Annotated in this window: 23 protein-coding genes and 3 tRNA genes; 21 read left to right on the top strand and 5 right to left on the bottom strand. The window is 49.8% G+C overall.

Annotation, left to right across the window (positions count from 1 at the left end; all coding sequences use genetic code 11):
• Window positions 1–63: 63 nt before the first annotated feature.
• The 3 genes from HMPREF2661_RS00485 (at window position 64) to HMPREF2661_RS11700 (ending at window position 2,038) form a co-directional block, all read left to right on the top strand.
• Window positions 64–729, top strand: coding sequence for a COG1361 family protein (locus HMPREF2661_RS00485; protein WP_049322221.1), 666 nt, complete (start codon window positions 64–66; stop codon window positions 727–729).
• A gap of 276 nt (window positions 730–1,005) precedes the next feature.
• A complete protein-coding gene (locus HMPREF2661_RS00480; RefSeq protein ID WP_049322222.1) occupies window positions 1,006–1,869 on the top strand; it encodes a GNAT family N-acetyltransferase in 864 nt (287 codons plus the stop codon).
• A 40-nt stretch (window positions 1,870–1,909) separates the two neighbouring features.
• Window positions 1,910–2,038, top strand: a complete 129-nt coding sequence (locus tag HMPREF2661_RS11700; protein ID WP_269208304.1) for a hypothetical protein — start codon at window positions 1,910–1,912, stop codon at window positions 2,036–2,038.
• A gap of 65 nt (window positions 2,039–2,103) precedes the next feature.
• Here HMPREF2661_RS11700 and HMPREF2661_RS00475 read toward each other — a convergent pair whose 3' ends face one another.
• Window positions 2,104–2,607: a hypothetical protein gene (locus HMPREF2661_RS00475; RefSeq protein WP_049322223.1), complete on the bottom strand. Its 504-nt coding sequence runs from the start codon at window positions 2,605–2,607 to the stop codon at window positions 2,104–2,106.
• A 221-nt stretch (window positions 2,608–2,828) separates the two neighbouring features.
• Here HMPREF2661_RS00475 and pyk point away from each other — a divergent pair, with 221 nt between their 5' ends.
• Both pyk and HMPREF2661_RS00465 read left to right on the top strand, forming a co-directional pair.
• Window positions 2,829–4,301, top strand: a complete 1,473-nt coding sequence (gene pyk, locus HMPREF2661_RS00470) for a pyruvate kinase (protein WP_049322224.1) — start codon at window positions 2,829–2,831, stop codon at window positions 4,299–4,301.
• A gap of 176 nt (window positions 4,302–4,477) precedes the next feature.
• On the top strand, window positions 4,478–5,872 hold the full coding sequence (locus tag HMPREF2661_RS00465) for an OmpP1/FadL family transporter (protein WP_049322225.1): 1,395 nt from the start codon (window positions 4,478–4,480) through the stop codon (window positions 5,870–5,872).
• Window positions 5,873–6,180: 308 nt separating this feature from the next.
• On the opposite strand, the gene HMPREF2661_RS00460 is transcribed toward HMPREF2661_RS00465, so the two are convergent.
• Window positions 6,181–7,446 carry a LysM peptidoglycan-binding domain-containing protein gene (locus HMPREF2661_RS00460; RefSeq protein ID WP_070822055.1) on the bottom strand — a complete coding sequence of 422 codons (1,266 nt, stop codon included), beginning with the start codon at window positions 7,444–7,446 and terminating at the stop codon, window positions 6,181–6,183.
• A 234-nt stretch (window positions 7,447–7,680) separates the two neighbouring features.
• Here HMPREF2661_RS00460 and def point away from each other — a divergent pair, with 234 nt between their 5' ends.
• From def to topA, 10 genes are all read left to right on the top strand, one after another.
• Window positions 7,681–8,184, top strand: coding sequence for a peptide deformylase (gene def, locus HMPREF2661_RS00455; RefSeq protein ID WP_070583279.1), 504 nt, complete (start codon window positions 7,681–7,683; stop codon window positions 8,182–8,184).
• 135 nt (window positions 8,185–8,319) lie between these two features.
• On the top strand, window positions 8,320–9,246 hold the full coding sequence (gene fmt / locus HMPREF2661_RS00450; RefSeq protein ID WP_070822054.1) for a methionyl-tRNA formyltransferase: 927 nt from the start codon (window positions 8,320–8,322) through the stop codon (window positions 9,244–9,246).
• Window positions 9,247–9,279: 33 nt separating this feature from the next.
• Window positions 9,280–9,798 carry an O-acetyl-ADP-ribose deacetylase gene (locus tag HMPREF2661_RS00445; protein WP_070822053.1) on the top strand — a complete coding sequence of 173 codons (519 nt, stop codon included), beginning with the start codon at window positions 9,280–9,282 and terminating at the stop codon, window positions 9,796–9,798.
• Window positions 9,799–9,845: 47 nt separating this feature from the next.
• A complete protein-coding gene (rsmB, locus tag HMPREF2661_RS00440) occupies window positions 9,846–11,105 on the top strand; it encodes a 16S rRNA (cytosine(967)-C(5))-methyltransferase RsmB (protein ID WP_070822052.1) in 1,260 nt (419 codons plus the stop codon).
• On the top strand, window positions 11,071–11,664 hold the full coding sequence (locus HMPREF2661_RS00435) for a DUF4390 domain-containing protein (RefSeq protein ID WP_049322230.1): 594 nt from the start codon (window positions 11,071–11,073) through the stop codon (window positions 11,662–11,664). Before rsmB ends, HMPREF2661_RS00435 begins: the two co-directional genes overlap by 35 nt.
• Window positions 11,665–11,667: 3 nt before the next feature.
• Window positions 11,668–13,794 carry a sensor histidine kinase gene (locus HMPREF2661_RS00430; RefSeq protein ID WP_070822051.1) on the top strand — a complete coding sequence of 709 codons (2,127 nt, stop codon included), beginning with the start codon at window positions 11,668–11,670 and terminating at the stop codon, window positions 13,792–13,794.
• Window positions 13,781–15,055, top strand: coding sequence for a sigma-54-dependent transcriptional regulator (locus HMPREF2661_RS00425; protein ID WP_049322232.1), 1,275 nt, complete (start codon window positions 13,781–13,783; stop codon window positions 15,053–15,055). The genes HMPREF2661_RS00430 and HMPREF2661_RS00425 overlap by 14 nt, the downstream gene beginning before the upstream one ends.
• 234 nt (window positions 15,056–15,289) lie before the next feature.
• Entirely contained in the window at window positions 15,290–16,480 is a 1,191-nt protein-coding gene (gene dprA / locus HMPREF2661_RS00420) for a DNA-processing protein DprA (protein WP_070822050.1), read from the top strand.
• A gap of 24 nt (window positions 16,481–16,504) precedes the next feature.
• Window positions 16,505–16,960 (top strand): Smg family protein, encoded by a 456-nt coding sequence (locus HMPREF2661_RS00415; RefSeq protein WP_003749244.1) that lies wholly within the window; start codon window positions 16,505–16,507, stop codon window positions 16,958–16,960.
• 79 nt (window positions 16,961–17,039) lie between these two features.
• A complete protein-coding gene (topA, locus tag HMPREF2661_RS00410) occupies window positions 17,040–19,346 on the top strand; it encodes a type I DNA topoisomerase (protein ID WP_070822049.1) in 2,307 nt (768 codons plus the stop codon).
• Between the two features lie 73 nt (window positions 19,347–19,419).
• Here topA and HMPREF2661_RS00405 read toward each other — a convergent pair whose 3' ends face one another.
• From HMPREF2661_RS00405 to HMPREF2661_RS00395, 3 genes are read right to left on the bottom strand one after another with little or no spacing between them, the layout of a single operon-like run.
• Entirely contained in the window at window positions 19,420–20,115 is a 696-nt protein-coding gene (locus HMPREF2661_RS00405) for a hypothetical protein (RefSeq protein WP_107832071.1), read from the bottom strand.
• A 6-nt stretch (window positions 20,116–20,121) separates the two neighbouring features.
• On the bottom strand, window positions 20,122–20,439 hold the full coding sequence (locus tag HMPREF2661_RS00400) for a hypothetical protein (protein ID WP_049322235.1): 318 nt from the start codon (window positions 20,437–20,439) through the stop codon (window positions 20,122–20,124).
• A 39-nt stretch (window positions 20,440–20,478) separates the two neighbouring features.
• The gene (locus HMPREF2661_RS00395) at window positions 20,479–21,627 is read right to left on the bottom strand and encodes a hypothetical protein (protein WP_065423763.1); all 1,149 of its coding nucleotides are present in this window, start codon (window positions 21,625–21,627) and stop codon (window positions 20,479–20,481) included.
• Between the two features lie 130 nt (window positions 21,628–21,757).
• Between HMPREF2661_RS00395 and HMPREF2661_RS00390 the strand changes: the two genes are divergently transcribed.
• From HMPREF2661_RS00390 to HMPREF2661_RS00365, 6 genes are all read left to right on the top strand, one after another.
• Window positions 21,758–22,135, top strand: coding sequence for a helix-turn-helix domain-containing protein (locus HMPREF2661_RS00390; RefSeq protein ID WP_002233408.1), 378 nt, complete (start codon window positions 21,758–21,760; stop codon window positions 22,133–22,135).
• Between the two features lie 89 nt (window positions 22,136–22,224).
• Window positions 22,225–22,797: a 16S rRNA (guanine(966)-N(2))-methyltransferase RsmD gene (rsmD, locus tag HMPREF2661_RS00385; protein ID WP_049323970.1), complete on the top strand. Its 573-nt coding sequence runs from the start codon at window positions 22,225–22,227 to the stop codon at window positions 22,795–22,797.
• Between the two features lie 122 nt (window positions 22,798–22,919).
• The gene (locus HMPREF2661_RS00380) at window positions 22,920–23,171 is read left to right on the top strand and encodes a YfhL family 4Fe-4S dicluster ferredoxin (RefSeq protein ID WP_003679513.1); all 252 of its coding nucleotides are present in this window, start codon (window positions 22,920–22,922) and stop codon (window positions 23,169–23,171) included.
• 98 nt (window positions 23,172–23,269) lie between these two features.
• Window positions 23,270–23,353: transfer RNA gene (locus tag HMPREF2661_RS00375), tRNA-Tyr, on the top strand.
• Window positions 23,354–23,384: 31 nt separating this feature from the next.
• Window positions 23,385–23,458: transfer RNA gene (locus tag HMPREF2661_RS00370), tRNA-Gly, on the top strand.
• A gap of 9 nt (window positions 23,459–23,467) precedes the next feature.
• Window positions 23,468–23,542 (top strand) — tRNA-Thr (locus HMPREF2661_RS00365).
• Window positions 23,543–23,623: the final 81 nt, after the last annotated feature.

Genomic DNA, 23,623 nt, shown 5'->3' with positions numbered 1-23,623 from the left:
TTAGGGCTAATCTACGTCAGCCCCTTATTTTTTAATAACATGATACGAAATGTAGGAAAACTCATGCACTCATCCATACAAAGCCGGTTTGCCCCAATTTTATACGTCTTGATTTTCTTTGCCGGATTTTTAGCCGCACAAGTTTGGTTTAATCATCAAGCCTATTTGGCCAATCTTCCCCTTTTGGTTACAGCCATTTCTGCCGTTGCATTTGTTTGGTTGATTTGGGCCGTCGTATCTGCGCGATCCAAAGCTAAAAGCAAGATGTTGCACCGTGAGCAGCTGATTCAAAAAGAGAGTATTCATCCTGTTTTGCATGCGACGTTGCAGCGTTCTGACGGACAAACAGATTTATTGGTTTTGGTTGTCCGCAATAGCGGTAAGGGCTTGGCGAAGAATGTGCGTTTTGAGGCAGAGCCTTTGCCGGATCACTTGCCGAGCAAGCTGGTTGCCGATGCAGTGATGCGCTTGGAAATGTTTTCCGGCGGAGTGGATATGCTGGCATCGGGCGAATTGTATGGCGGCGTGTTTGCAAGCATGTTGGCGCTGGCTGCCGAATTGCCGGACCAAACATTCGGCGGAGTATTGAAACTGAAAGCCACTTATGAAAATGCCTTTGGCGATCAATGCACTTCAGAAAGCGTCTTGGATTTGAGCATACTGAATTTCAATTTGTCGGAAATTAAATCCGGCGGCGAGCAAAAGCCCCGTAAGAAATTGTTGTATTGATGTGTAGGATATGCAGGCCGTCTGAAACCGAAATACTTGGTTTCAGACGGCCTGTTGTTATTTTTCAAATGATTTTTGAAGAAAAAGAGGCGTATCGGGTATAATAATCAAAGAATTCGAAACGGATTGCCAGAATCGGCAAGGCCATCTTATCATTGTTTCAGTTCAAAACTTTACTGATATTTTTTCAATCATCTGTTGCTATGTATCGGAACTTTTTCTGATGTCGGCAGCGGCGAAATATTCCTTCAGCCATTTACTTTCAGGAAGCTGCTTATGTTAGTGTGTAATCCTTATGAAGTTGTGATCCATGGTACAACCAGCAAAGGCAAGATTTTCCGACCAAGCGACTGGGCGGAGCGCCTGTGCGGTATTTTGTCATCCTTCACTAAAGACAACCGCCTTTCCTATTCGAATTGGGTGCGCCCGATTTTGGTGGACAATGTCCGTTGTGTGGCAGTCGATAAAAAACTGGAAGAAGACAATCCGCAAATGTTCCGTTTCTTGATGGATTTTGCAGCGGATAACGATTTGCGCGTGATTGACTGCAAAGCCTTACTTAAAGAGCAGGAAAGCAAGCAGCAGGGCGAAGTGCCGGTCGAGCGCGTTTTGTTGGCGCAGGCGATTGAAGAAAAACACGCCGCCGAGCGTGCGGAAGCGGCCGATACCCAGCCCGAGCCTCAAGCTGCCGCGCCTGTGGTCGGCGTATTGCGTGAAATTCCGCCGGAAGAAACTGCGACCGCTTTTGCGGCATTAAGCATTTTGCGTTCTTCTTTGACCGATATTCACCGTTTTGTCGAACAAATCAACGAGCATCAGCGTAAAACCGGCTACCGCCTGCTGGGCATTTTTGAAGAAGGCAAACAAAATGCCGTAGCCGTATGCGGTTTCCATGCTGCGTACAATTTGGCCAGCGGTTACCACATCCATATTGACGACATCGTGACCATGCCTCAAAGCCGCCAAAAAGGCTATGCTTCGCGCTTGCTGGAAGAAGTACGCAAAATCGGTGCGGAAACCGGCGCAACCAAAATCCATCTGAATGTCCATGTGAACCATGACCGTGCAGATGCGCATCGTCTCTACTTCAAAAACGGATTTGAAATTTGCGCCTACCATTTCCGTTGCGATCCGAAATAATGGTTGTAGAAAAATAATGGTTGTAGAAAGAGGAAATCCCATGTTGAAGATTTTGACTGCGGCTGTTTTGGCACTGAGTTTGGCGGCTTGCGCATCAGGCAGCGGGCAAGGCAGCTCGCAAATGTATGGTGAGATTAAGGCCGGTGTAGAAACCAGCCATCAACGTTGAGATATATAATGACAAGGCCGTCTGAAATAGGTTTTTCTGTTTCAGACGGCCTTTTTGCAGCTTGATTAGAGGGTAGCGGAGGTGTCGTCGGTGGCAACAGTCCGATGCAGGCGATACCAATTGTACAGGCGCAAGATGCACAAGAAAGCAATAATGGGCATACAGGCTGCGGTAACCAGATAACGCGGGTTGCTGAAGTTTAAAACATTGCGGCCGGAAAGCAGCGACAAAGCGGCATGCAACCATTCCCACAAAGACGAAATGCTGAATGCCAAAACAGCCAATAGGCCGAGGGTTCGGAAAATACCGATGGGCAGGATTTGTCGGCGTAATACGGCGCGGTTGAGTTGGAACAAAACAATCAAACCGAAGCCGATGATGCAGACCATGCCGCCGTTGGCGATGATTTGCAGGCTGTTGAAGGCGATGTCGGGCGTAACGGAAAGCGTGCCGGACTGGTTGGATGCAGTTTGTTGCAAGTTTAAGCCTTGCATCACATTCAGGACGAAACCGTATATCAGGTCGGCCAAAACGATGCCGATGGGCAGAGGAGTCAAAAAACGTTTCATGGATCGGTTGGATATTTCAGTATTCTATTCGTATGAGTGAGGCCGTCTGAAAATTAAACATGACGACGTGAGGGTATATTGTATCCGATAGGAAAGTAGGTTAATGCAAAAATAAATTTAGTTTAAGTCAGAAAATGATGTAATTTTACGCCAACATTATTGCATTAAGAGTACAATCCTCTTCATTATCAAACGTGAAATCAACAGGAAAGGACGTTTACATGAGCCAATTGCAACGTGATTTAACCCGTATCAGCCACAATACCAAAATTGTCGCCACACTGGGTCCGGGCAGCAACAATGTACAATTGTTGGAAGACATGATCCGTGTCGGCGGCCTTAATGTCGTCCGTTTCAATTTCAGCCACGGTACGCCGGAGTTTCATGAAGAAAATGCCCGTATCGTACGCGAAGCCGCGAAACGTGCGGGTCAGGAAATCGCCATTCTTGCCGACTTGCAAGGGCCTAAAATCCGCGTGGGCAAAATTGCCGGCGGCAGCATCGAATTGAACAAAGGCGAAACGCTGGTTCTTGATGCCGCACTTGAAGGCGAAGGCACACGCGAAGCGGTTGGCCTGGACTACCGCGATTTGCCCAATGACGTCGCTGCCGGCGATGTTTTGTGGCTGGATGACGGCCTGTTGACTTTGACCGTCGAAGCGGTTGAAGGAAGTAAGATTATTACAAGGGTAGAAAACAGCCATGTGCTGAAAAGTAACAAAGGTATCAATAAACGCGGCGGCGGCCTGTCTGCCGGTGCGTTGACCGAAAAAGACTTCCGCGACTTGAAAACCGCGATTGCCATCGGTTGCGACTACTTGGCCATCAGTTTTGTGAAATCTGCCGAAGATTTGCACATCGCACGCGCCAAAGTCGAAGAAGAAATGAAAGGCAGTACAGCTGTACGCCCCGGTTTGGTTTCCAAAATCGAGCGCGTAGAAGCCATTGAAAATCTGGACGAAATCATCCTTGCCAGCGACGGTATTATGGTTGCCCGCGGCGACTTGGCAGTGGAAGTCGGCCATGCCGCCGTACCCGCACTGCAAAAACGCATGATCCGCCGCGCCCGTGAGTTGCGCCGCTTCAGTATTACCGCAACCCAAATGATGGAATCGATGATTACCAACCCCGTACCGACCCGCGCGGAAGTCAGCGACGTGGCCAACGCAGTATTGGACGGTACCGATGCGGTGATGTGTTCCGCCGAAACCGCCGTCGGCGCGTATCCGTTTGAAACCGTCAGCCAAATGGCGATTATTTGTGCGGCAGCGGAAAAAGAACAAGATTCGCTCAACGGTGTTGCCGAACAGGTTGAGTATCCCGAAGCCGTCAGCACCAACTTGGCGATTGCCGGCGGTGCGGTCAGTGTGGCGCGCGCAGTTCACGCCAAAGCCATCGTTGCCCTGACTGAAAGCGGTTCGACCGCCTTCGAAGTCAGCCGCCACAACATCACCCTGCCGATTTTTGCCCTGACACCGAGTGTTTCAGCGCAACGCCGCATGGCGATGTACCGCGGCGTGCGTCCGTTGATTTTGGCAACCAGTACCGACCACGATACCGCGCTGAACGAAGTGGAAGCCATGCTGGTAGAACACAAAATCCTCCAAAGCGGTGACCAATACATCATCACCAGCGGTTCGAAAATGCGCGAATCCGGTTCGACCAATACGCTGGAAGTGTTGCAGGTCAAATAATTGCAGTGATCCGATGATTGGAAAAGCAGGCTGTTTCAGCCTGCTTTTTTTGTGTAAAAAAAGAAAAGATTAGGCAAAAATAATGATGTAGTATAGAATTGAGTGCCTATACTAAATCAATAAAGGACGTTTCAGACGGCCTTTTTCTTTGTCCGCTACTTTCACGGTAAACCAAAATGATTCATTTCAATCTGAAAAAAACAGCATTTATTTTAAGCGCAGCACTGTTATCTACCGCCGTCCAGGCCTCCGGCTACCACTTCGGCACACAATCCGTTAACGCACAAGGCACGGCCAACGCCGCCGCTGCCGAAGCCGCCGATGCATCAACCATTTTCTACAATCCGGCCGGCCTGACCAAACTTGACAGCAGCCAAATTTCCGTCAACGCCAATATCGTTTTCCCAAGCATTCATTATGAAGCGGAATCTGCCATCGACTTTACCGGCATTCCCGTCCAAGGTTCGAAAAGTGGCAAAATCACCAAAACCACGATTGCACCCCACATCTACGGCGCGTACAAAGCCAGCGACGATGTCACTTTGGGTTTGGGCGTGTACGTTCCCTTCGGCTCTGCAACCGAATATGAAAAAGATTCCGTATTGCGCCACAACATCAACAAACTGGGTTTGACTACCATTGCCATCGAGCCGGTAGTCGCATGGAAACTAAACGACCGCCATTCCTTCGGCGCAGGCATCATCGCCCAACATACTTCCGCCGAACTACGCAAATATGCCGACTGGGGTATCCAGCAAAAAGCAAAGGCAAAAGCTTCCGGTAAACCGGATGCCGCCATTGCTGCCGCCATTCAGGCTGACGGTCATGCTGATGTAAAAGGCCACGATTGGGGTTTCGGCTATCAACTGGCGTGGATGTGGGACATCAACGATCGCGCACGCGTGGGTGTGAACTACCGTTCCAAAGTATCGCATACGTTGAAAGGCACTGCCGATTGGGAAGCGGACGGCGCATATGCAAAACGAGCTTGGGACTTGGGTGCAATGGCTGCACGCGGTTATGTGCCGAACGAAAAAGCCAGCGTAAAAATCGTTACGCCTGAGTCTTTATCCGTTCACGGTATGTACCGCGCCACCGACAAAACCAATTTGTTCGGCGATGTAACCTGGACGCGTCACAGCCGCTTTAACAAAGCCGAGCTGGTGTTTGAAAATACCAAAAACGTTGTCAACGGCAAATCCGACCGTACCGTCATTACGCCTAACTGGCGCAACACTTATAAAGTTGCATTCGGCGGCTCTTACCAAGTTACCGAACCATTGCAACTGCGTGCCGGTATCGCTTTCGACAAATCGCCGGTTAAAAGCGCTGAAGACCGCATGAACAGCCTGCCTGACGGCAACCGTATCTGGTTCTCCGTCGGTGCCAAATATCAACTGGGTAAAAACCATGTGATCGATGCGGCGTACAGCCATATCCACATCAATGACACGGTTTACCGCACCGGCAAAGCCAGCGGCAACGACGTGGACAGCCGCGGTGCATCCTCTGCACGCTTCAAAAACAAAGCGGACATCTTGGGCTTGCAATACACTTACAAATTCAAATAATCGGATTTGAGTGGTGAATAAAAAGGCCGTCTGAAGATTTCAGACGGCCTTTTTGATTGGCAGGAATAGATGGAACAATCAATAGGCAATAAATAGCGTATCGGGCTTTTCATATTTCTGATTGGAATGGCAGAACGGGAAAACAATAGAAAAGGGGAGAGCTGATAAATAGCTGAAGACATGAGATATTGTTTGCGCTTTAAACAACGCGTTACCAATTTTATTTAATGGGCAGCAATCAAAAGGCCGTCTGAAAAACAGGTTTTCAGACAGCCTTTATTTATCGAATTGTTGCTAAAGAAGCCCAATCAGCTGCGGACTTCCAGTTCGATTTCTCTTTCCTGTTCGTCTTCGGCCGGTTTGTCCATGGTTTTTTCATCGGCCATATTGTCCAAATCGCGGCCGGGCTCGGAGGCGGTATCGCCGATGGAAACGCTGTTCAGGCTTTCCAAAATAATGGCAGATGACAGATGGTCGGATGTGCGGTACACCATTGCCAAACCGATTTCTTCCGCCGGAATGGAAACCAATTCAACCGTATCTTTGTCTTTCGGCTTGCGAATCAGGTTGTTGGACAGATTCACACGGACTTGGCGGCCGCGTTTGTAGAGGCTGACCACCGTGCCTTTGTCCAAGCCGTCGAGTTCGCCTTTATCCAACGTAATGGTTTGGAACTGGCCGGCTTCGCCCACGCCGTCGAAGATGGAAACGACTTTGGCCTGAATCGGACGGGCAGGGGCGTGAGGCATCACGTTGAAGCTGTCGAGGCCTTCGGGCAGTTTCAGCAGATAGTCGTCTTTGCGGATTTCGGAAACGGCTTCTTCGATAACCAAAGGTTGCGCGGACTGGGTGCGCAGCTTCATGACTTTATTGACTTGGGTGTAATACTCGTTGCTTTTGAGTTTTTCGTCAGAAGCGCGGGTACGGTGTTCCAAGGCGGAGTCGGTGTAAGGCAGCGTGTTGGCGATGCCGCTGAACACGACTTCTTGGCCGAGGAATTTGCCGGTTTCCGGATCGGTGATGTTTTTATTGACGCGGTAGGTCAGGTAGCGGCCGGGTTCGGTCAGGCCGTATGCGTACACGCGGTTGCCTTGCGTGTAGAGGACGCGGTTGTCGGGGCCGGCAATCAGGCGCGGCGCGTTGGCGGTTTCTTCCGGAGCGATAATCTGCGGATGTTTCATGAACATACGGTAGAGGTTGACGTTGACAGTTGGAATACCGTAGCCGGAAGTTTCGCGTACGCGCGGATGCAGTTTGATCACGGGAATGCCGTCTGAACGGGTTTGGGCATGTTCAAAACCCAGTCGCGGCTGGCCGTTGACGTAGCGTAAAACCAACACCTGACCCGGATAGATCAGATGCGGATTGCGGATGGCGCTGCGGTTGGCACCCCAAAGGCGGTTCCATTGCCATGGGCTGTACAGATATTTACCGGAAATACCCCACAAGGTATCGCCGTTTTTAACGACGTAGCGTTGCGGCGCATTGGGTCGGATTTTTAAAGAAGCTGCCTGAGTGTGGGCAGAAATAGCCATGCCTGCCATGCAAAGCAGGGTTATAATACGTTGTTGCATAACCGTTCCCCTTGAAATCGGTTTGGTTTGTCTTCAGATGATAAATAGAGAAGGCCGGAGTTTGCGAAACTGCCGCCCATCCGTCAATACGATAACGAACGGCCTCTGTCGCGCTATCTTAACATTTTTCGGCGTTATTTTAGCATTGAATGTTGCTGTCATGACAGGAGATTGTGGCGGCGGAAACCAAATCTGTATGAAAATCACACATCAGCTTTATAAAACGAGAATATTATGGCTTTACTGAACATCCTCCAATACCCTGACGAGCGTTTGCATACGGTCGCCAAACCTGTTGAGAAAATCGACGAGCGCATCCAAAAATTGGTTGCCGATATGTTTGAAACCATGTATGAAGCACGCGGTATCGGCTTGGCAGCCACTCAGGTCGACGTACACGAACGCATCGTCGTGATGGATTTGACCGAAGATCGCAGCGAGCCGCGCGTGTTCATCAATCCCGTTATTGTTGAAAAAGACGGCGAGACAACTTATGAAGAAGGCTGCCTGTCCGTGCCGGGCATTTACGATACCGTGACCCGTGCCGAGCGCGTCAAAGTCGAAGCCTTGAACGAAAAAGGCGAGAAATTCACGCTGGAAGCAGACGGCCTGTTGGCAATCTGCGTGCAGCACGAATTGGACCACCTGATGGGCATCGTGTTTGTCGAACACCTGTCGCAGCTGAAACAAGGCCGCATCAAAACCAAACTGAAAAAACGTCAGAAACACACCATCTGACCTAAGCATCGCTTAAAGGCCGTCTGAAAAGACAAAACAGAAGGCAGACTTCGGTTTTCAATCTTTCAGACGGCCTTTTCAGCTGAAACAGTTTGCCCTACGCGCCCATTCAAACCATTTCCACAAGGACACAACATGAAAGTCATCTTTGCCGGTACGCCCGATTTTGCCGCCGCCGCCTTGAAAGCCATCGCCGCCGCAGGTTTTGAAATTCCGCTGGTGTTGACCCAGCCCGACCGCCCAAAAGGCCGCGGCATGCAGTTGACCGCATCGCCGGTCAAACAGGCAGCCTTGGAATTGGGTTTGACCGTGGCGCAGCCGGAAAAGTTGCGCAATAACGCCGAAACCCTGCAAATGCTCAAAGATACGGGCGCGGATGTGATGGTGGTGGCCGCGTATGGCTTGATTTTGCCGCAGGAAGTGTTGGATACGCCCAAACACGGCTGCCTTAATATCCACGCCTCGCTGTTGCCCCGTTGGCGCGGCGCGGCGCCGATTCAACGTGCGATTGAAGCCGGCGATGCCGAAACCGGCGTGTGCATCATGCAGATGGACATCGGCTTGGATACCGGCGCTGTGGTCAGCGAACACCGCTACGCCATCCAGCCTACGGATACCGCCAACGAAGTGCATGACGCGCTGATGGGTTTGGGTGCGGAAGCGATTGTTGCCGATTTAAAGCGACTACAGGCAGAAGGCCGTCTGAACGCGGTAAAACAGCCTGAAGAAGGCGTTACCTACGCCCAAAAATTAAGCAAAGAAGAGGCGCGTATCGATTGGAACGAGTCCGCAGACATTATCGAACGCAAAATCCGCGCCTTTAACCCCGTCCCTGCCGCGTGGGTCGAGTATCAAGGCAAACCGATGAAAATCTGGCGTGCCGAAGTCGTGGTCAAACAGGGTAAGGCAGGCGAAGTATTGTCCTGCACTTCAGACGGCCTGCTGGTGGCATGCGGTGAAAACGCGCTGAACATCACCGAATTGCAGCCTTCCGGCAGCAAACGCATGAGCATACAGGCATTTGCGGCAGGCCGGACGATTGAAATCGGGACGGTTTTGTAACAGGCTGGAAACCAACGTAGAGGAAAGAAAACAATGGCTGTTTTTGAAGTGGTCGAGGGCGATATTACCCGATTGGCAGTCGATGCGATTGTTAATGCCGCCAATTCATCGCTGTTGGGCGGTGGCGGCGTGGACGGTGCAATACACCGCGCCGCGGGCAAAGAGCTGCTGGACGAGTGCCGCACTTTGGGCGGTTGCCGCACGGGCGAAGCCAAAATAACCCAAGGCTATCGTTTGCCTGCGCGTTTTGTCATTCATACGGTCGGGCCGGTATGGTTTGGCGGAAAACAAAATGAAGAGGCCAAATTGGCACAATCCTATGCCAATTCCTTGCTGCTTGCCCAGAAACACGAGCTTCACAGCATCGCCTTTCCGTGCATCAGCACCGGTGTGTACCGCTTCCCGGCCGAAGCCGCCGCGCGTATCGCTTTGGAGAGTTTGAAGCAAACCCTGCCGCAATGTCCGGCAGTGGAAAAAATCATCTTTTGCTGTTTTTCCAAAACAGATGCCGAATATTATCGGGCATTGCTGGCTGCCGAACAGGCCGTCTGAAATCCGCCGAACACTTGAAATCAAATTATGAATCAGAAAGCAAAAATATGAGTATGTCCCTCGCCCAAAAACTGGCCGCCGACAGCGTTGCCGCGGTTGCCGAAGGGCGCAATCTTCAGGATGTTTTGGCGGAAATCCGCGCGGCGCATCCGCAGCTGACGGCGCAGGAAAACGGCGCGTTGCAGGATATTGCCTATGGTTGTCAGCGTTATTTGGGCAGTTTGAAATATATGCTTGGACAAATGCTGAAAAAGCCGATTGACAATCCGCAGCTTGAAAGCCTGCTTTTGGCGGCGATGTACCAACTGCATTACACGCGCAATGCGCCTCATGCCGTGGTCAATGAAGCGGTGGAAAGCATTGCCAAAATCGGCCGCGGCCAGTTCCGCTCGTTTGCCAATGCGATTTTGCGCCGCTTTTTGCGTGAACGCGACAAGCTCGCGGCTTCTTGTAAAAAAGACGATGTGGCGAAACATAATTTGCCGCTGTGGTGGGTGGCTTACTTGAAAAACCATTATCCGAAACATTGGCACAACATCACCACCGCGCTGCAATCGCATCCGCCGATGACTTTGCGCGTCAACCGCCGACACGGCAATGCCGAAAGCTATTTGGAAAAACTGGCTGCGGAAGGTATTTTGGCCAGGGCGTTGGACGAATACGCCGTGATGTTGGAAGAAGCCGTGCCGGTAAGCCGCCTGCCCGGTTTTTCAGACGGCCTGGTGTCTGTGCAGGATTTTGGTGCGCAGCGTGCTGCCTATTTGTTGAACCCGAAAGACGGAGAACGCATCCTCGATGCCTGTGCGGCGCCGGGCGGTAAGACAGGCCATATCTTGGAACTGGCAGATTGTCATGTTACTGCTTTGGATATAGACGAAGGCCGTCTGAACAGGGTGAAGAGCAATCTTGACCGTTTAGGCTTTCAGACGGCCTCTTTGGCTTGTGCCGATGCGCAGGACTTGGCGGCATGGTATGATGGTAAGGCCTTTGACGCTGTTTTGGCCGATGTGCCGTGTACTGCTTCGGGCGTGGCGCGGCGCAATCCCGACGTCAAATGGCTGCGCCGGCCGACCGATGCTGTCAAAACCGCACGCCAACAGGAAGCATTATTAGACGCGCTGTGGCAGACCCTGACGAAAAACGGCAGGATGTTGCTGGCTACCTGCTCGGTCTTTGTCGAAGAAAACGACGGTCAATTGCAAAAATTCCTTAACCGCCATGCCGATGCCGAGTTGATCGAATCGCATGTGCTTTTACCGAACAAACATCAAGATGGCTTTTATTACGCGCTTATTAAAAAGCAGTAAAACGCTGATTGTACCGCTCTTGCTCGCTGTGTCGCTGAACGCGGCGGGCGAGGGCATTAGTGCGACCCGTGCCGAGGCAAAGCTGACCCATGCCGGACAGCTTTCCGTCAGCAGCCGTTTCCGCACCGACCTGCCCGATCAGCTCAAAGAAGCACTCAAACAGGGCGTCCCCCTGCATTTCAATTTAAGTTGGCAGCTGTCGGCGCCGTCCGTGGCGTCTTATAAATTCAAGTTCGACCAGCTGCTCAACAACGACAGCACGATTCAATACAAACTGTCCTTCCATCCGCTGACCAACCGCTATCGCGTTACCGTCGGTACGTTTTCTACCGAGTACGACACGCTTGAAGCCGCCTTGCGCGCAGTGGGCGCGGTCGCGAATTGGAAGGTTTTGTCCAAGGGCGCGCTGAGTGATGTGGCCGCCAAAGACACGAAGGCTGAAATTCGCCTGCTGCTGACAACCGCCAAGCTGCCCAAACCGTTCCAAATCAATGCCCTGACTTCTAAAAACTGGCATTTGGATTCTGGTTGGAAATCTTTGTCGGTCGTGCAGGAGTAAACCATGCGCCGCTTTCTCCTGATTGCCGCTGTATTCGCCGTAGTTTTGTTGTACGGTCTGACTGTTGCAACGGGCAGCAGCAACGTATTGTCCGATTATTTCTGGTGGATTGTCGCCTTGTGCGGCTTGCTATTGCTGGTGTTGGCCGCAGTGTTGGTGCGCTATGTCGTGCTTTTGATGCGCGACAACAGCAAAAGCGTGTTCGGCTCGCAGATTGCGCGTCGGCTGTCGGGGATGTTTACCTTGGTTGCCGTATTGCCGGGCGTGTTTTTGTTCGGTATTTCCGCCCAGTTTATTAACGGCACGATTAATTCTTGGTTTGGCAACGATACCCATGAGGCTTTGGAGCGCAGCTTAAACTTGAGCAAATCCGCGCTGAACTTGGCGGTGGACAACGCGGTCAGTAACGCCACGCCGGTACAAATCGACTTAATCAGTGCCGCTTCGCTGGACGGCGACTTGGGGCAAACGCTGGCCCAATCCGCGCCTACTTCCGAATTTGCCCAGCTGGCGCTTTATAACGCGACCACCCATAAAGTCGAGAAAAGCATCAATCCCCTGAAACTGAATCAACCGACGCTCAACAAAGAAGGATGGGAGCAGCTGGAGCAGACCGGCTCGGTGCGTAGTTTGGAAAACATCGGCGGCGTGCTGTATGCTCAAGGCTGGATGCTGATCGGTACGCATAAAAATCAGGATTATGCGTTGTTTTTCCGTCAGCCGATTCCGAAAGATGTTGCTCAAGACGCGACGCTGATTGAAGCGGCCCGTGCCAAATACGCCGAGCTGAGTTATACCAAAAAAGGCCTGCAAACCTTTTTCCTGTCCACGCTGTTGGTCGCGACATTGTTGGCCATCTTTTTGGCGCTGGTGATGGCTTTGTATTTTGCCCGTCGTTTTGTGGCGCCGGTCTTGTCGTTGGCAGAGGGCGCGCGGGCGGTGGCTCAGGGCGACTTCAGCCAGACCCGGCCGGTATTCCGCAATGACGAGTTCGGCCGTTTGACCCAATTGTTCAACCACATGACCGAGCAATTGGCGATTGCCAAAGAGGCGGACGAGCGCAACCGTTTGCGCGAAGAAGCCGCCCGCCATTATTTGGAATGCGTGTTGGAAAGTTTGACCACAGGCGTGATTACTTTGGATGCCGACGGCCGTCTGAAAACCTTTAACAAAGCCGCCGAACAGATTTTGGGCGTTTCGCTGGTGTCTTTGTGGGGCAGCAACTGGCATCAATGGCACGGCAAATCGCCGCAGCAAACCCTGTTGGCCGATGTGTTTGCCGCCATTAATGAAACCGCCGACAGCGACAAACCCGTCCAAGTCGAATATGCCGCGCCCGACGATGCCCGAATCTTGTTGGGCAAAGCCACCATCCTGCCGGAAGACAACGATAACGGCGTGGTGATGGTGATTGATGATATTACTGTCTTGATACGCGCGCAAAAAGAGGCCGCATGGGGCGAAGTGGCGAAACGTTTGGCGCACGAAATCCGCAATCCGCTTACGCCCATCCAGCTTTCCGCCGAGAGATTGGCATGGAAATTGCATGATAAACTTGACGAGCAAGACGCCCAAATCCTCAGCCGTTCAACCGATACCATCGTCAAACAGGTTGCCGCACTGAAAGAAATGGTCGAAGCATTCCGCAATTATGCGCGTGCGCCGTCGTTGAATTTAGAAAAACAAGATTTAAACGGTTTGGTGTCGGAAGTATTGGTATTATATGAGGCTGGCGCGTGCAAATTTAATGCGCGGCTCAGCGCCGATGCCCTGCCGATTGCCGCCGATACGACAGCGATGCGCCAAGTGTTGCATAACCTATTTAAGAATGCCGCAGAAGCGGCGGAGTCGGACGAGGCGCCGCAAGTAAACATCGAAACAGGACGCGAAGGCGGACAGGTTTTCCTGACCGTATGCAACAACGGCAAAAGTTTCAGCAAAGAAATGCTGCACAATGCTTTTGAGCCGTACGTTACCGACAAACCGACAGGAACGGGGCTGGGTTTGCCCGTTGTGAAAAAAATTATCGAGGAGCATGGCGGCCGTATCAGCCTGAGCAATCAGAACAGCGGCGGCGCGTGCGTCAAAATAGCTTTACCGGAAATGGCAGAAACTTATGCGAAGCAGTGATATTTTGATTGTAGATGATGAAGTAGGCATCCGCGACCTGCTCTCCGAAATCCTTCAAGACGAAGGCTATACCGTTACTTTGGCCGAAAATGCCGAAGAAGCGCGCCAATTGCGTTACCAAACGCGTCCGGCCATGGTATTGCTGGACATTTGGATGCCCGATTGCGACGGCATCACTTTGTTGAAAGAGTGGGCGAAAAACGGCCAACTCAATATGCCCGTGGTCATGATGAGCGGCCATGCCAGCATCGACACCGCGGTTGAAGCCACCAAAATCGGCGCGCTCGATTTTCTGGAAAAACCGATTGCCCTGCAAAAACTCTTGTCCGCAGTAGAACGCGCCTTGAAACATGGCGAAGTTCAGACGGCCTCCGGCATGACTTTGGACAAACTGGGCAACAGTCCCGTCATTCAAGAAATGAACGGCAGCATTGAAGCGGCCGCCAAACACAACCGCCCGCTGTTGTTGGCCGGTGAGGCAGGCTCGCCGTTTGAAATTGTTGCCCGCTATCTGCACAAAAGCGGTACGCCTTGGGTGGCAACCGACCGTGTCGAACACATTGTCGATACGCCGTTGGAGCTGTTGCAAAAAGCATCGGGCGGTATTTTGTATGTCGGCGATATTGCCCGTTACAGCAAAAACATCCAAAACGGCATCGCTTTCTTGCTAGAGAAAGCCGACCGCTACAATGTCCGTGTGATTGCTTCATGCGGCTTTAAACGCGGCGAGAGCGCCGATGACGTCGTTACCGGCCGACTGGCGGAGCTGTTGAAAGAGCGCATCAATATCCCTTCTTTGCGCAGCCAGCCGGACGACATCGTCTTTTTAATCAACCGCATCATGACCGATTTGGCCGAAAGTCAAAAAATCCAGCCGGTAAAATTCAGCGACAGCGCGTTGGTGGTTTTGCGCCAATACGATTGGCCGGGCAATTACGACCAGCTTGCCGAAACGGTGAAAAACATCATGTTGGAATCGGACGGCAAAGAAGTGAACGAGCAGGCCGTTGCCGCGGCTTTGGGTCAGAAGGAAAATGCAACGGCGACAGAAATCATCGGTGGCTTCAATTTCAATATGCCTTTGCGCGAATTGAGGGAAGAAGTCGAGCGCCGTTACTTTGAGTACCACATCGCCCAAGAAGGCCAAAATATGAGCCGCGTGGCGCAAAAGGTCGGTTTGGAGCGTACACACCTTTACCGCAAACTCAAACAACTCGGTATCAGCGTATCGCGCCGCAGCGCCGACAAATCCGAAGAATAAGCGCAATATCGGTTCAAACACAAAAGAGGCCGTCTGAAAGCCATCAGGTTTTTCAGACGGCATCGTCATTTGACGGTTTGCTTGGATAAGCAATATTTGATAAAGAATAATGATATGGCCCGGCATTGTTGTTTTGCATTTTGGGCCGACAAAAGTTTTATACCAATAAAATTTTCAGCCGGCCTTGATTTACTTCAGGCCGTCTGAAAACCATTACGAAAAGGGAACAGATTGATGACGGAAAACGAGCGTTTTGCTTGGTTGCAACTGGCATTTACGCCCTATATCGGCGCAGAAAGTTTTTTGGTGCTGTTGCAGCAATTCGGTAGCGCACAAGCTGCCTTGAGTGCGCCGGCAGACAAAATTGCCGCCCTGGTACGCCATAAACAGGCGGCCGAGTCATGGCGCAATGCGGACAAACGGGCTTTGGCGCAGCAGTCTGCCGAAGCCGCTTTACAATGGGAAATGCAGGACGGTTGCCGTCTGTTGCTGCTGCAAGATGATGATTTCCCCGAAATGCTGATACAAGGCATTACCGCGCCGCCGGTCTTGTTTTTACGCGGTAATGCAGGGCTGCTGCACACACCTTCTGCTGCGATTGTCGGCAGCCGCCATGCCACGCCGCAGGCAATGCGGATTGCCAAAGATTTCGGGAGGGCGTTGAGTGAAAAAGGCATTCCTGTCGTATCGGGTATGGCTTCGGGTATCGATACCGCCGCCCATCAAGGCGCATTGCAGGCAGATGGCGGCACCATTGCCGTCTGGGGAACCGGTATAGACCGCATTTACCCGCCGTCCAATAAAAACCTTGCTTATGAAATCGCTGAAAAAGGATTGATTGTCAGCGAGTTCCCTTTGGACACGCGTCCGTTTGCAGGCAACTTTCCGCGCCGCAACCGTCTGATTGCCGCGTTGTCGCAGCTGACATTGGTGGTCGAAGCGGCATTGGAATCCGGCTCATTGATTACTGCCAAGCTGGCGGCGGAGATGGGGCGCGAAGTGATGGCGGTGCCCGGTTCGATAGACAATCCGCACAGCAAAGGCTGCCACAAGCTGATTAAAGACGGGGCAAAATTGGTGGAATGTTTGGATGATATTCTTCACGAATGTCCGCAGCTATTGCAAAATACGCCTGTTCCATCATATTCTATAAATAAGACGGTAAAACCGAAAAACGATCAAACCGAACGTCTGCAACCCCAAACAATAGCGGATGAACCGCAAAGGCCGTCTGAAAACCTATCTGCCGCCCCATCAACAAGCGCTTTATTGGAAGCAATGGGTTACGACCCGATACACCCCGATATTTTGGCGCAACAAACCAATACGGCAGCGGCAGACGTGTACGCACAGCTTTTGGAATACGAACTTGACGGTATCGTCGCCGCCTTGCCGGGTGGCCGTTATCAGCGTGTCAAAGCATAAATTATCTATATTTAAGGAACCAGCATGACCGAAGTCATTGCCTATTTAATCGAACACTTCCAAGATTTCGACAATTGTCCGCCTCCGGAGGATTTGGGTCGCCTCTTGGAAGATGCGGGTTTTGATGCTACAGAAATCGGCAATACATTGATGATGATGGAAGTCTTGTTCAATACGTCCGAATTCTATGCCGAGCCGTTTAACAGCGATTCCCTGCGCGTATTCTGCCGTGAAGAAGCTGAAAACCTGCCGCAGGAAGTCATGGGCTTGATGCAGTATCTGGTTGCCGAACACGCAATTACTTACGAGCAGCGCGAAATCGTCATTCACGCCCTGATGCACATTCCATCGGACGAAATCACCCTCGATACCGCCAAAGTATTGGTATTGCTGGTGTTGTGGATGCACAAGAGCGAGTTGCCCGTCCTGATAGGCGACGACTTGATGAGTGCGTTGACCGGACAAAACGTGATGCACTAAACCTTTTTTCAGACGGCCTGAACAAAATGATAAAAGGCCGTCTGAAACATAAACCCAATACATCCAAAAGAGAACAACAATGGCGAAAAACCTATTAATCGTCGAATCCCCGTCCAAAGCCAAAACCCTGAAAAAATATCTGGGCGGTGATTTTGAAATTTTGGCGTCTTACGGCCACGTCCGCGATTTGGTTCCGAAAAGCGGAGCAGTCGATCCCGACAATGGCTTTGCCATGAAATACCAATTGATCAGCCGCAACAGCAAACACGTCGATGCCATCGTCGCCGGTGCCAAAGAAGCCGAAAACATCTACCTCGCAACCGACCCGGATAGGGAAGGCGAAGCCATTTCTTGGCATCTTTTGGAAATCCTCAAATCCAAACGCGGTCTGAAAAACATCAAGCCGCAGCGTGTCGTGTTCCACGAAATCACCAAAAACGCCGTGCTCGACGCCGTCGCCCACCCGCGCGAAATCGAAATGGACTTGGTCGATGCGCAACAAGCCCGCCGTGCTTTGGACTATCTGGTCGGTTTCAACCTCTCGCCATTGTTGTGGAAAAAAATCCGCCGCGGTTTGAGCGCAGGCCGCGTGCAAAGTCCCGCCCTGCGTTTGATTTGCGAACGCGAAAACGAAATCCGCGCGTTTGAAGCGCAGGAATATTGGACGGTACATCTCGACAGCCACAAAGGCCGCAGTAAGTTCACCGCCAAACTCGCCCAATACAACGGCGCGAAACTCGAACAATTCGACCTGCCGAACGAAACCGCGCAAGCCGATGTGTTGAAAGAACTCGAAGGCAAAGAGGCCGTCGTTACCGCCATTGAAAAGAAAAAGCGCAGCCGCAATCCCGCCGCGCCGTTCACCACATCAACCATGCAGCAGGATGCCGTGCGCAAACTCGGCTTCACCACCGACCGCACCATGCGCACCGCCCAACAGCTTTACGAAGGTATAGACGTAGGGCAGGGTGCCATCGGTCTGATTACCTATATGCGTACCGACAGCGTGAATTTGGCTGATGAAGCGTTAACCGAAATCCGCCATTACATCGAAAACAAAATCGGCAAAGAATATCTGCCGAGTACTGCCAAACAATACAAAACCAAATCCAAAAACGCCCAAGAGGCCCACGAAGCCATCCGTCCGACTTCCGTGTACCGCACGCCCGAAAGCGTCAAACCCTTCCTGAGCGCAGACCAGTTCAAACTCTATCAAATGATTTGGCAGCGCACCGTCGCCTGTCAGATGACGCCCGCCAAATTCGACCAAACCACCGTCGATATTACCGTCGGCAAAGGCGTATTCCGCGTAACCGGACAAGTGCAGACTTTCGCAGGCTTCTTGAGCGTTTATGAAGAAAGCAGCGACGACGAAGAGAGCGAAGACAGCAAAAAACTGCCCGAAATGAGCGAAGGCGACAAACTACCCGTGGACAAACTCTACGGCGAACAACACTTCACCACCCCGCCGCCGCGCTACAACGAAGCCACACTGGTTAAAGCCCTCGAAGAATACGGCATCGGCCGCCCATCGACCTACGCCAGCATTATTTCCACGCTCAAAGACCGTGAATACGTTACCCTTGAGCAAAAACGCTTCATGCCCACCGACACAGGCGACATCGTCAATAAATTCCTGACTGAACACTTCGCCCAATATGTCGATTACCACTTCACCGCCAAACTCGAAGACCAGCTTGACGAAATTGCCAACGGCAAACGCCAATGGATTCCCGTGATGGACAAATTCTGGAAACCGTTCATCAAGCAAGTAGAAGAAAAAGAGGGCATCGAACGCGCCAAATTCACCACGCAGGAACTCGACGAAACCTGCCCGAAATGCGGCGAACACAAATTGCAAATCAAGTTCGGCAAAATGGGCCGCTTCGTCGCGTGTGCCGGCTATCCCGAGTGTAGCTACACGCGCAACGTTAACGAAACCGCCGAAGAAGCCGCCGAACGTATTGCCAAAGCGGAAGCAGAGCAAGCTGAACTCGACGGACGCGAATGCCCTAAATGCGGCGGTCGTCTAGTGTACAAATACAGCCGTACCGGCAGCAAATTCATCGGCTGTGCCAACTATCCGAAATGCAAGCACGTTGAGCCGTTGGAAAAACCGAAAGACACCGGCGTCCAATGCCCGCAATGCAAAAAAGGCAACCTCGTCGAGCGAAAATCCCGCTACGGTAAACTGTTTTACAGTTGCAGTACCTATCCGGACTGTAACTACGCCACTTGGAATCCGCCCGTCGCCGAAGAATGCCCGAACTGCCATTGGCCGGTCTTGACCATCAAAACCACCAAACGCTGGGGCGTGGAAAAAGTCTGTCCGCAAAAAGAATGCGGCTGGAAAGAACAGATTGAACCGCCTGCACCGAAAGAATGATGAAGTAGGTTGGTTTAAAGAGAAAAGGTCGTCTGAAAAAATTTCAGACGACCTTTGCTTTTCTGTGATTATTTTATTTAAATCCGCGTGTCGTTTTAAAGTCCGATAAAATACGGTTCATTTCTGGTTCAAATAAGGCTATGTAATCGTAAGATAGACCGCGGCTGGCACTAGGGTGGGGCAGGCAGACGACTTCGCAATTTTCAAACGATTGGAATCTGATTTTGAAACGTGTACCGCTAAAATCTTTTTGTACTACTCGTAGCGGTTGAGTTTGTTTTCCGACAAGCTGCTCGAAGCGCGGCAATACATTTGTGCAATTAAGATAATTTGTCAGGTTGCTTCCCATGAAGAGAATCAATTTAGGACGTAGTTTCTCAATGTGGTAGAGAAAATTATCGACGTGTTCGGGCTGGAGAAATTTGTTTGGATTGTCGATTTTGTTGCCCTGAGTAGCTGCCCAGTTGGTTTGAACCAGGGATTTTTCAAATGCACCGCCCAATCCATTTTCGTCTAAGGGGTGTCCCCACATTTCAAACCAATTTTTTATTGTATTGTCGTAACGCCACTTTTTTGCCTGCTCACCATAATAGAGGGATTTATTTGCAAATGTATGGTCGATTTTGTTTTCAGGGAGTTTGTATTCACCTGCTACATAAGCAGCCTCATCGGCTTTACTCCAACCCCACTCATACCCACAAATCATTAAACCATGTTTGTCGTTGTAGCCTTTGAACAGGCTGTTGCCTAAGTTCAAATCTGACATTATTGTTCCTTACCATAAATGTAAAATCAGTTGGCCGAATACCACTAAAATAGGTTCTTCGCCCATGTCGTAAGTGTTGTTGAAACGCGCGCCGGATTTAGGTTTGATTTTATTGCCGTCAACTACCCAAGTATTGTTTAAACGCGCACCAGATTTAGGTTTTAATTCCTTTCCATTGAAAACCCAAGTATTGTCTAAACGTGCACCGGATTTGGGTTTTAGTTCCTTGCCATCGAAAATCCAAGTATTGTCTAAACGCGCACCGGATTTGGGTTTTAATGTACTGCCGTCGCAAACCCAATCACGTGGTAAAGAAATTGTATTCATGTTGAAACTCCTGTTTAAGTTGCTTTTGGTTCAAGGGAATTAAATAGATTTTTCTTTGGCACTTTTTACAAACAAATTAACTGCCTGCACAATTTCATTTGCCATTTCATCTACCATTTGCTGCATGCTTTGCGGATGGTTAAAATGCACAAAATCGCCCGTCAATTCGGCCGTATCGTCCAAATTCCAAAAATCCAAGCGGTAGCGCGAAGGATATTTCCAACCAAACCAATGCTGGTTTGCCCCTTGAAAATATTGTTCTCTAACGACGGCAATCAAATTATTTTCAGACGGATAAGCCATATCCGGTTGACGTTTAAAACCAAAATAAACGTCATTTTCCAGTTCCACTTTAAAATCTACCTGCTCTCCATGCTGTGTATGATAAATCGGGAATTGGATGCCGAAATAACGATGACGATTGCGTGAGCGGGCATAATATTCGCGCACATCATTGGTAAAATCATGCTGTTCGATTTGCATGTTAGGCAGTTTTTCACGCAGACATTTTTGCAATTCATGCCAAAACATCGTTTGTATTTGGTATTTGTCCAGCTTCTGACCTTCTACATACAAATCGCATTGCTGCAACAATAACTGCACTGACTCTTTGCTGATGGATTTACTATTGGTGTTGTATAAATCGCTTTTTAAAATTGCTACGACCGCAAACAGCTCTTCTGAGAAATCGGCATAAAACTGGGCAATTAATTCATTCCTGTTACTGTACGCTGTTTTCAAACGTACCGTAAAATCATTCATTTTTCTGATTAAATTGGTTACGCCCTCAAACACTGCTTGGGTATTTTCATCATTGCTGTGCATTTGAATATAGGCAAGTTGGAACAGCAAATCTTTCAACTCATCTGTATCGTCATTACCGTTTTCCATGCGGGAAATGGTAATTTTGCCGTCTTGCACGATTTCTTTCAGTTTATCTAAAAATTCGTGATAAATTTCCTGTTTTTTCTCAAACACTTTCAAGCTCTTATCACGTTGTTCCTCTTGGGCGGTCTGACCTTGAAGCAGAAAAACAGTAACAATTGCAGTTAAAATTGCTCCAATGGCACTGTTATTGATGTTTTCAACGATTTTAGGTAGAGTGTTTTCGTAAATCATTGAAAAAACAAAAAGACTTAAAGTTATTGAAAGGCAGATTCCCAAAAAGGAAAGCAGCTTTTTAGACATAAGATAAAGTTCCCTTGTTGTTAGATGGTATTAAATGGCATATTTAATTTGTCATGTGTTTGCCGAGCCAGTCAGAAAAAGTTTAAAATCTATCTCTATAATTCAACCATCTATACAGAAAGTTCAGCCTATGGAAACCCACGAAAAAATCCGCCTGATGCGCGAATTGAACAAATGGTCGCAGGAGGATATGGCGGAAAAGCTGGCGATGTCGGCGGGCGGGTATGCCAAAATCGAACGGGGCGAGACGCAGTTGAATATCCCGCGTTTGGAGCAGTTGGCTCAGATTTTCAAAATCGATATGTGGGACTTGCTCAAATCGGGCGGCGGCGGGATGGTGTTTCAGATTAATGAAGGTGATAGTGGTGGCGATATTGCGTTGTATGCGTCGGGTGATGTTTCGATGAAAATAGAATTTTTAAAAATGGAGTTAAAACATTGTAAAGAAATGTTGGAACAAAAAGACAAAGAAATCGAGCTGCTCCGCAAGCTGACCGAAACCGTTTAAACAGATATGCCGTCTGAAAAAAAGTTTTCGGACGGCATATTCTTTGACAGGTCTTGTATAATACCGTTTGAACTTACAGGTTTTTGATTATGGCAGCAGGCAAACATACCAAACACAGCAACCAGGTACGCATTATCGGCGGGCAATGCCGGGGCAGGAAATTGAGTTTTGCATCCGCCGACGGTCTGCGTCCGACACCTGACAGCGTGCGTGAAAAGCTGTTTAACTGGCTGGGACAGGATTTAACCGGCAAAACAGTATTGGATTTATTTAGCGGTAGTGGTGCTTTGGGAATGGAGGCTGCTTCTCGTCATGCGGTAAAAGTGGTAATGGTCGATAACCACCGCCAAACTGTGCAAACACTTCAGAAAAATATCCGTGAATTAGGTTTGAAACAGGTGGAAATCGTGTGTTCAGACGGCATGGCTTATTTGACAAGGCCGTCTGAAAAATTTGATGTCGTGTTTCTTGATCCGCCGTTTGCATGGGAAGATTGGCAAAATCTGTTTATCCGATTGCAAAGCCACTTGAAAAATGGGGCAATGGTCTATATTGAAGCAGGGAAGCTGCCTGAAAAACCGGATTGGCTGGAAATTTATCGGGAAGGAAAGGCAGGAATGAGTAAGTTTGAATTGTTGCTCTATTCGCAAGTTACTGAATAGTATGGAATTTGAGAATCATTCCCAAGGTGTAAAACATTCTTTCAAACGGATTGTTCCGACGTCATTTGTGCTATAATCCGCGCCCAATCGGTTTTGATAATTTAAGAAAAAAGGAAATAGAAATGTCGCTCTTTATTACAGATGAGTGCATTAACTGCGATGTGTGCGAACCGGAATGCCCTAATGATGCCATTTCGCAAGGTGAAGAAATTTACGAAATCAATCCAAATTTGTGTACGCAATGTGTGGGCCATTACGATGAGCCACAGTGCCAACAGGTATGTCCTGTCGACTGTATCTTGATCGATGAAGAGCATCCTGAAACGCACGAAGAACTGATGGCTAAGTACGAAAAAATCATTCAGTTTAAGTAAATAATGTTTAAAAGCAAAAGCTTGGATATTTTTAAAGAAATAAGTGAAAAAAAATCTTGACGGAAATCCGAGTTGCAAATAAACTAGTGTTCTCTTTTGGAGGGATTCCCGAGCGGTCAAAGGGGGCAGACTGTAAATCTGTTGCGTGAGCTTCGAAGGTTCGAATCCTTCTCCCTCCACCAAAAATTCTTACTTGGAGCAAATAGTGAGTATGCGGGTGTAGCTCAATGGTAGAGCAGAAGCCTTCCAAGCTTACGGTGAGGGTTCGATTCCCTTCACCCGCTCCAAACAATTTCGCCCATGTAGCTCAGGGGTAGAGCACTCCCTTGGTAAGGGAGAGGTCGGCAGTTCAAATCTGCCCATGGGCACCATCTCATTATTACCCTTTCTTTCAAAAGCTTAGATTATAGGATATTGCCATGGCTAAGGAAAAATTTGAACGTAGCAAACCG

Source organism: Neisseria sp. HMSC061B04, assembly GCF_001836705.1.
GTDB lineage: Bacteria > Pseudomonadota > Gammaproteobacteria > Burkholderiales > Neisseriaceae > Neisseria.
The sequence above is the reverse complement of the archived record's forward strand: the minus strand, read 5'-3'. Positions and strand labels throughout refer to the sequence as shown.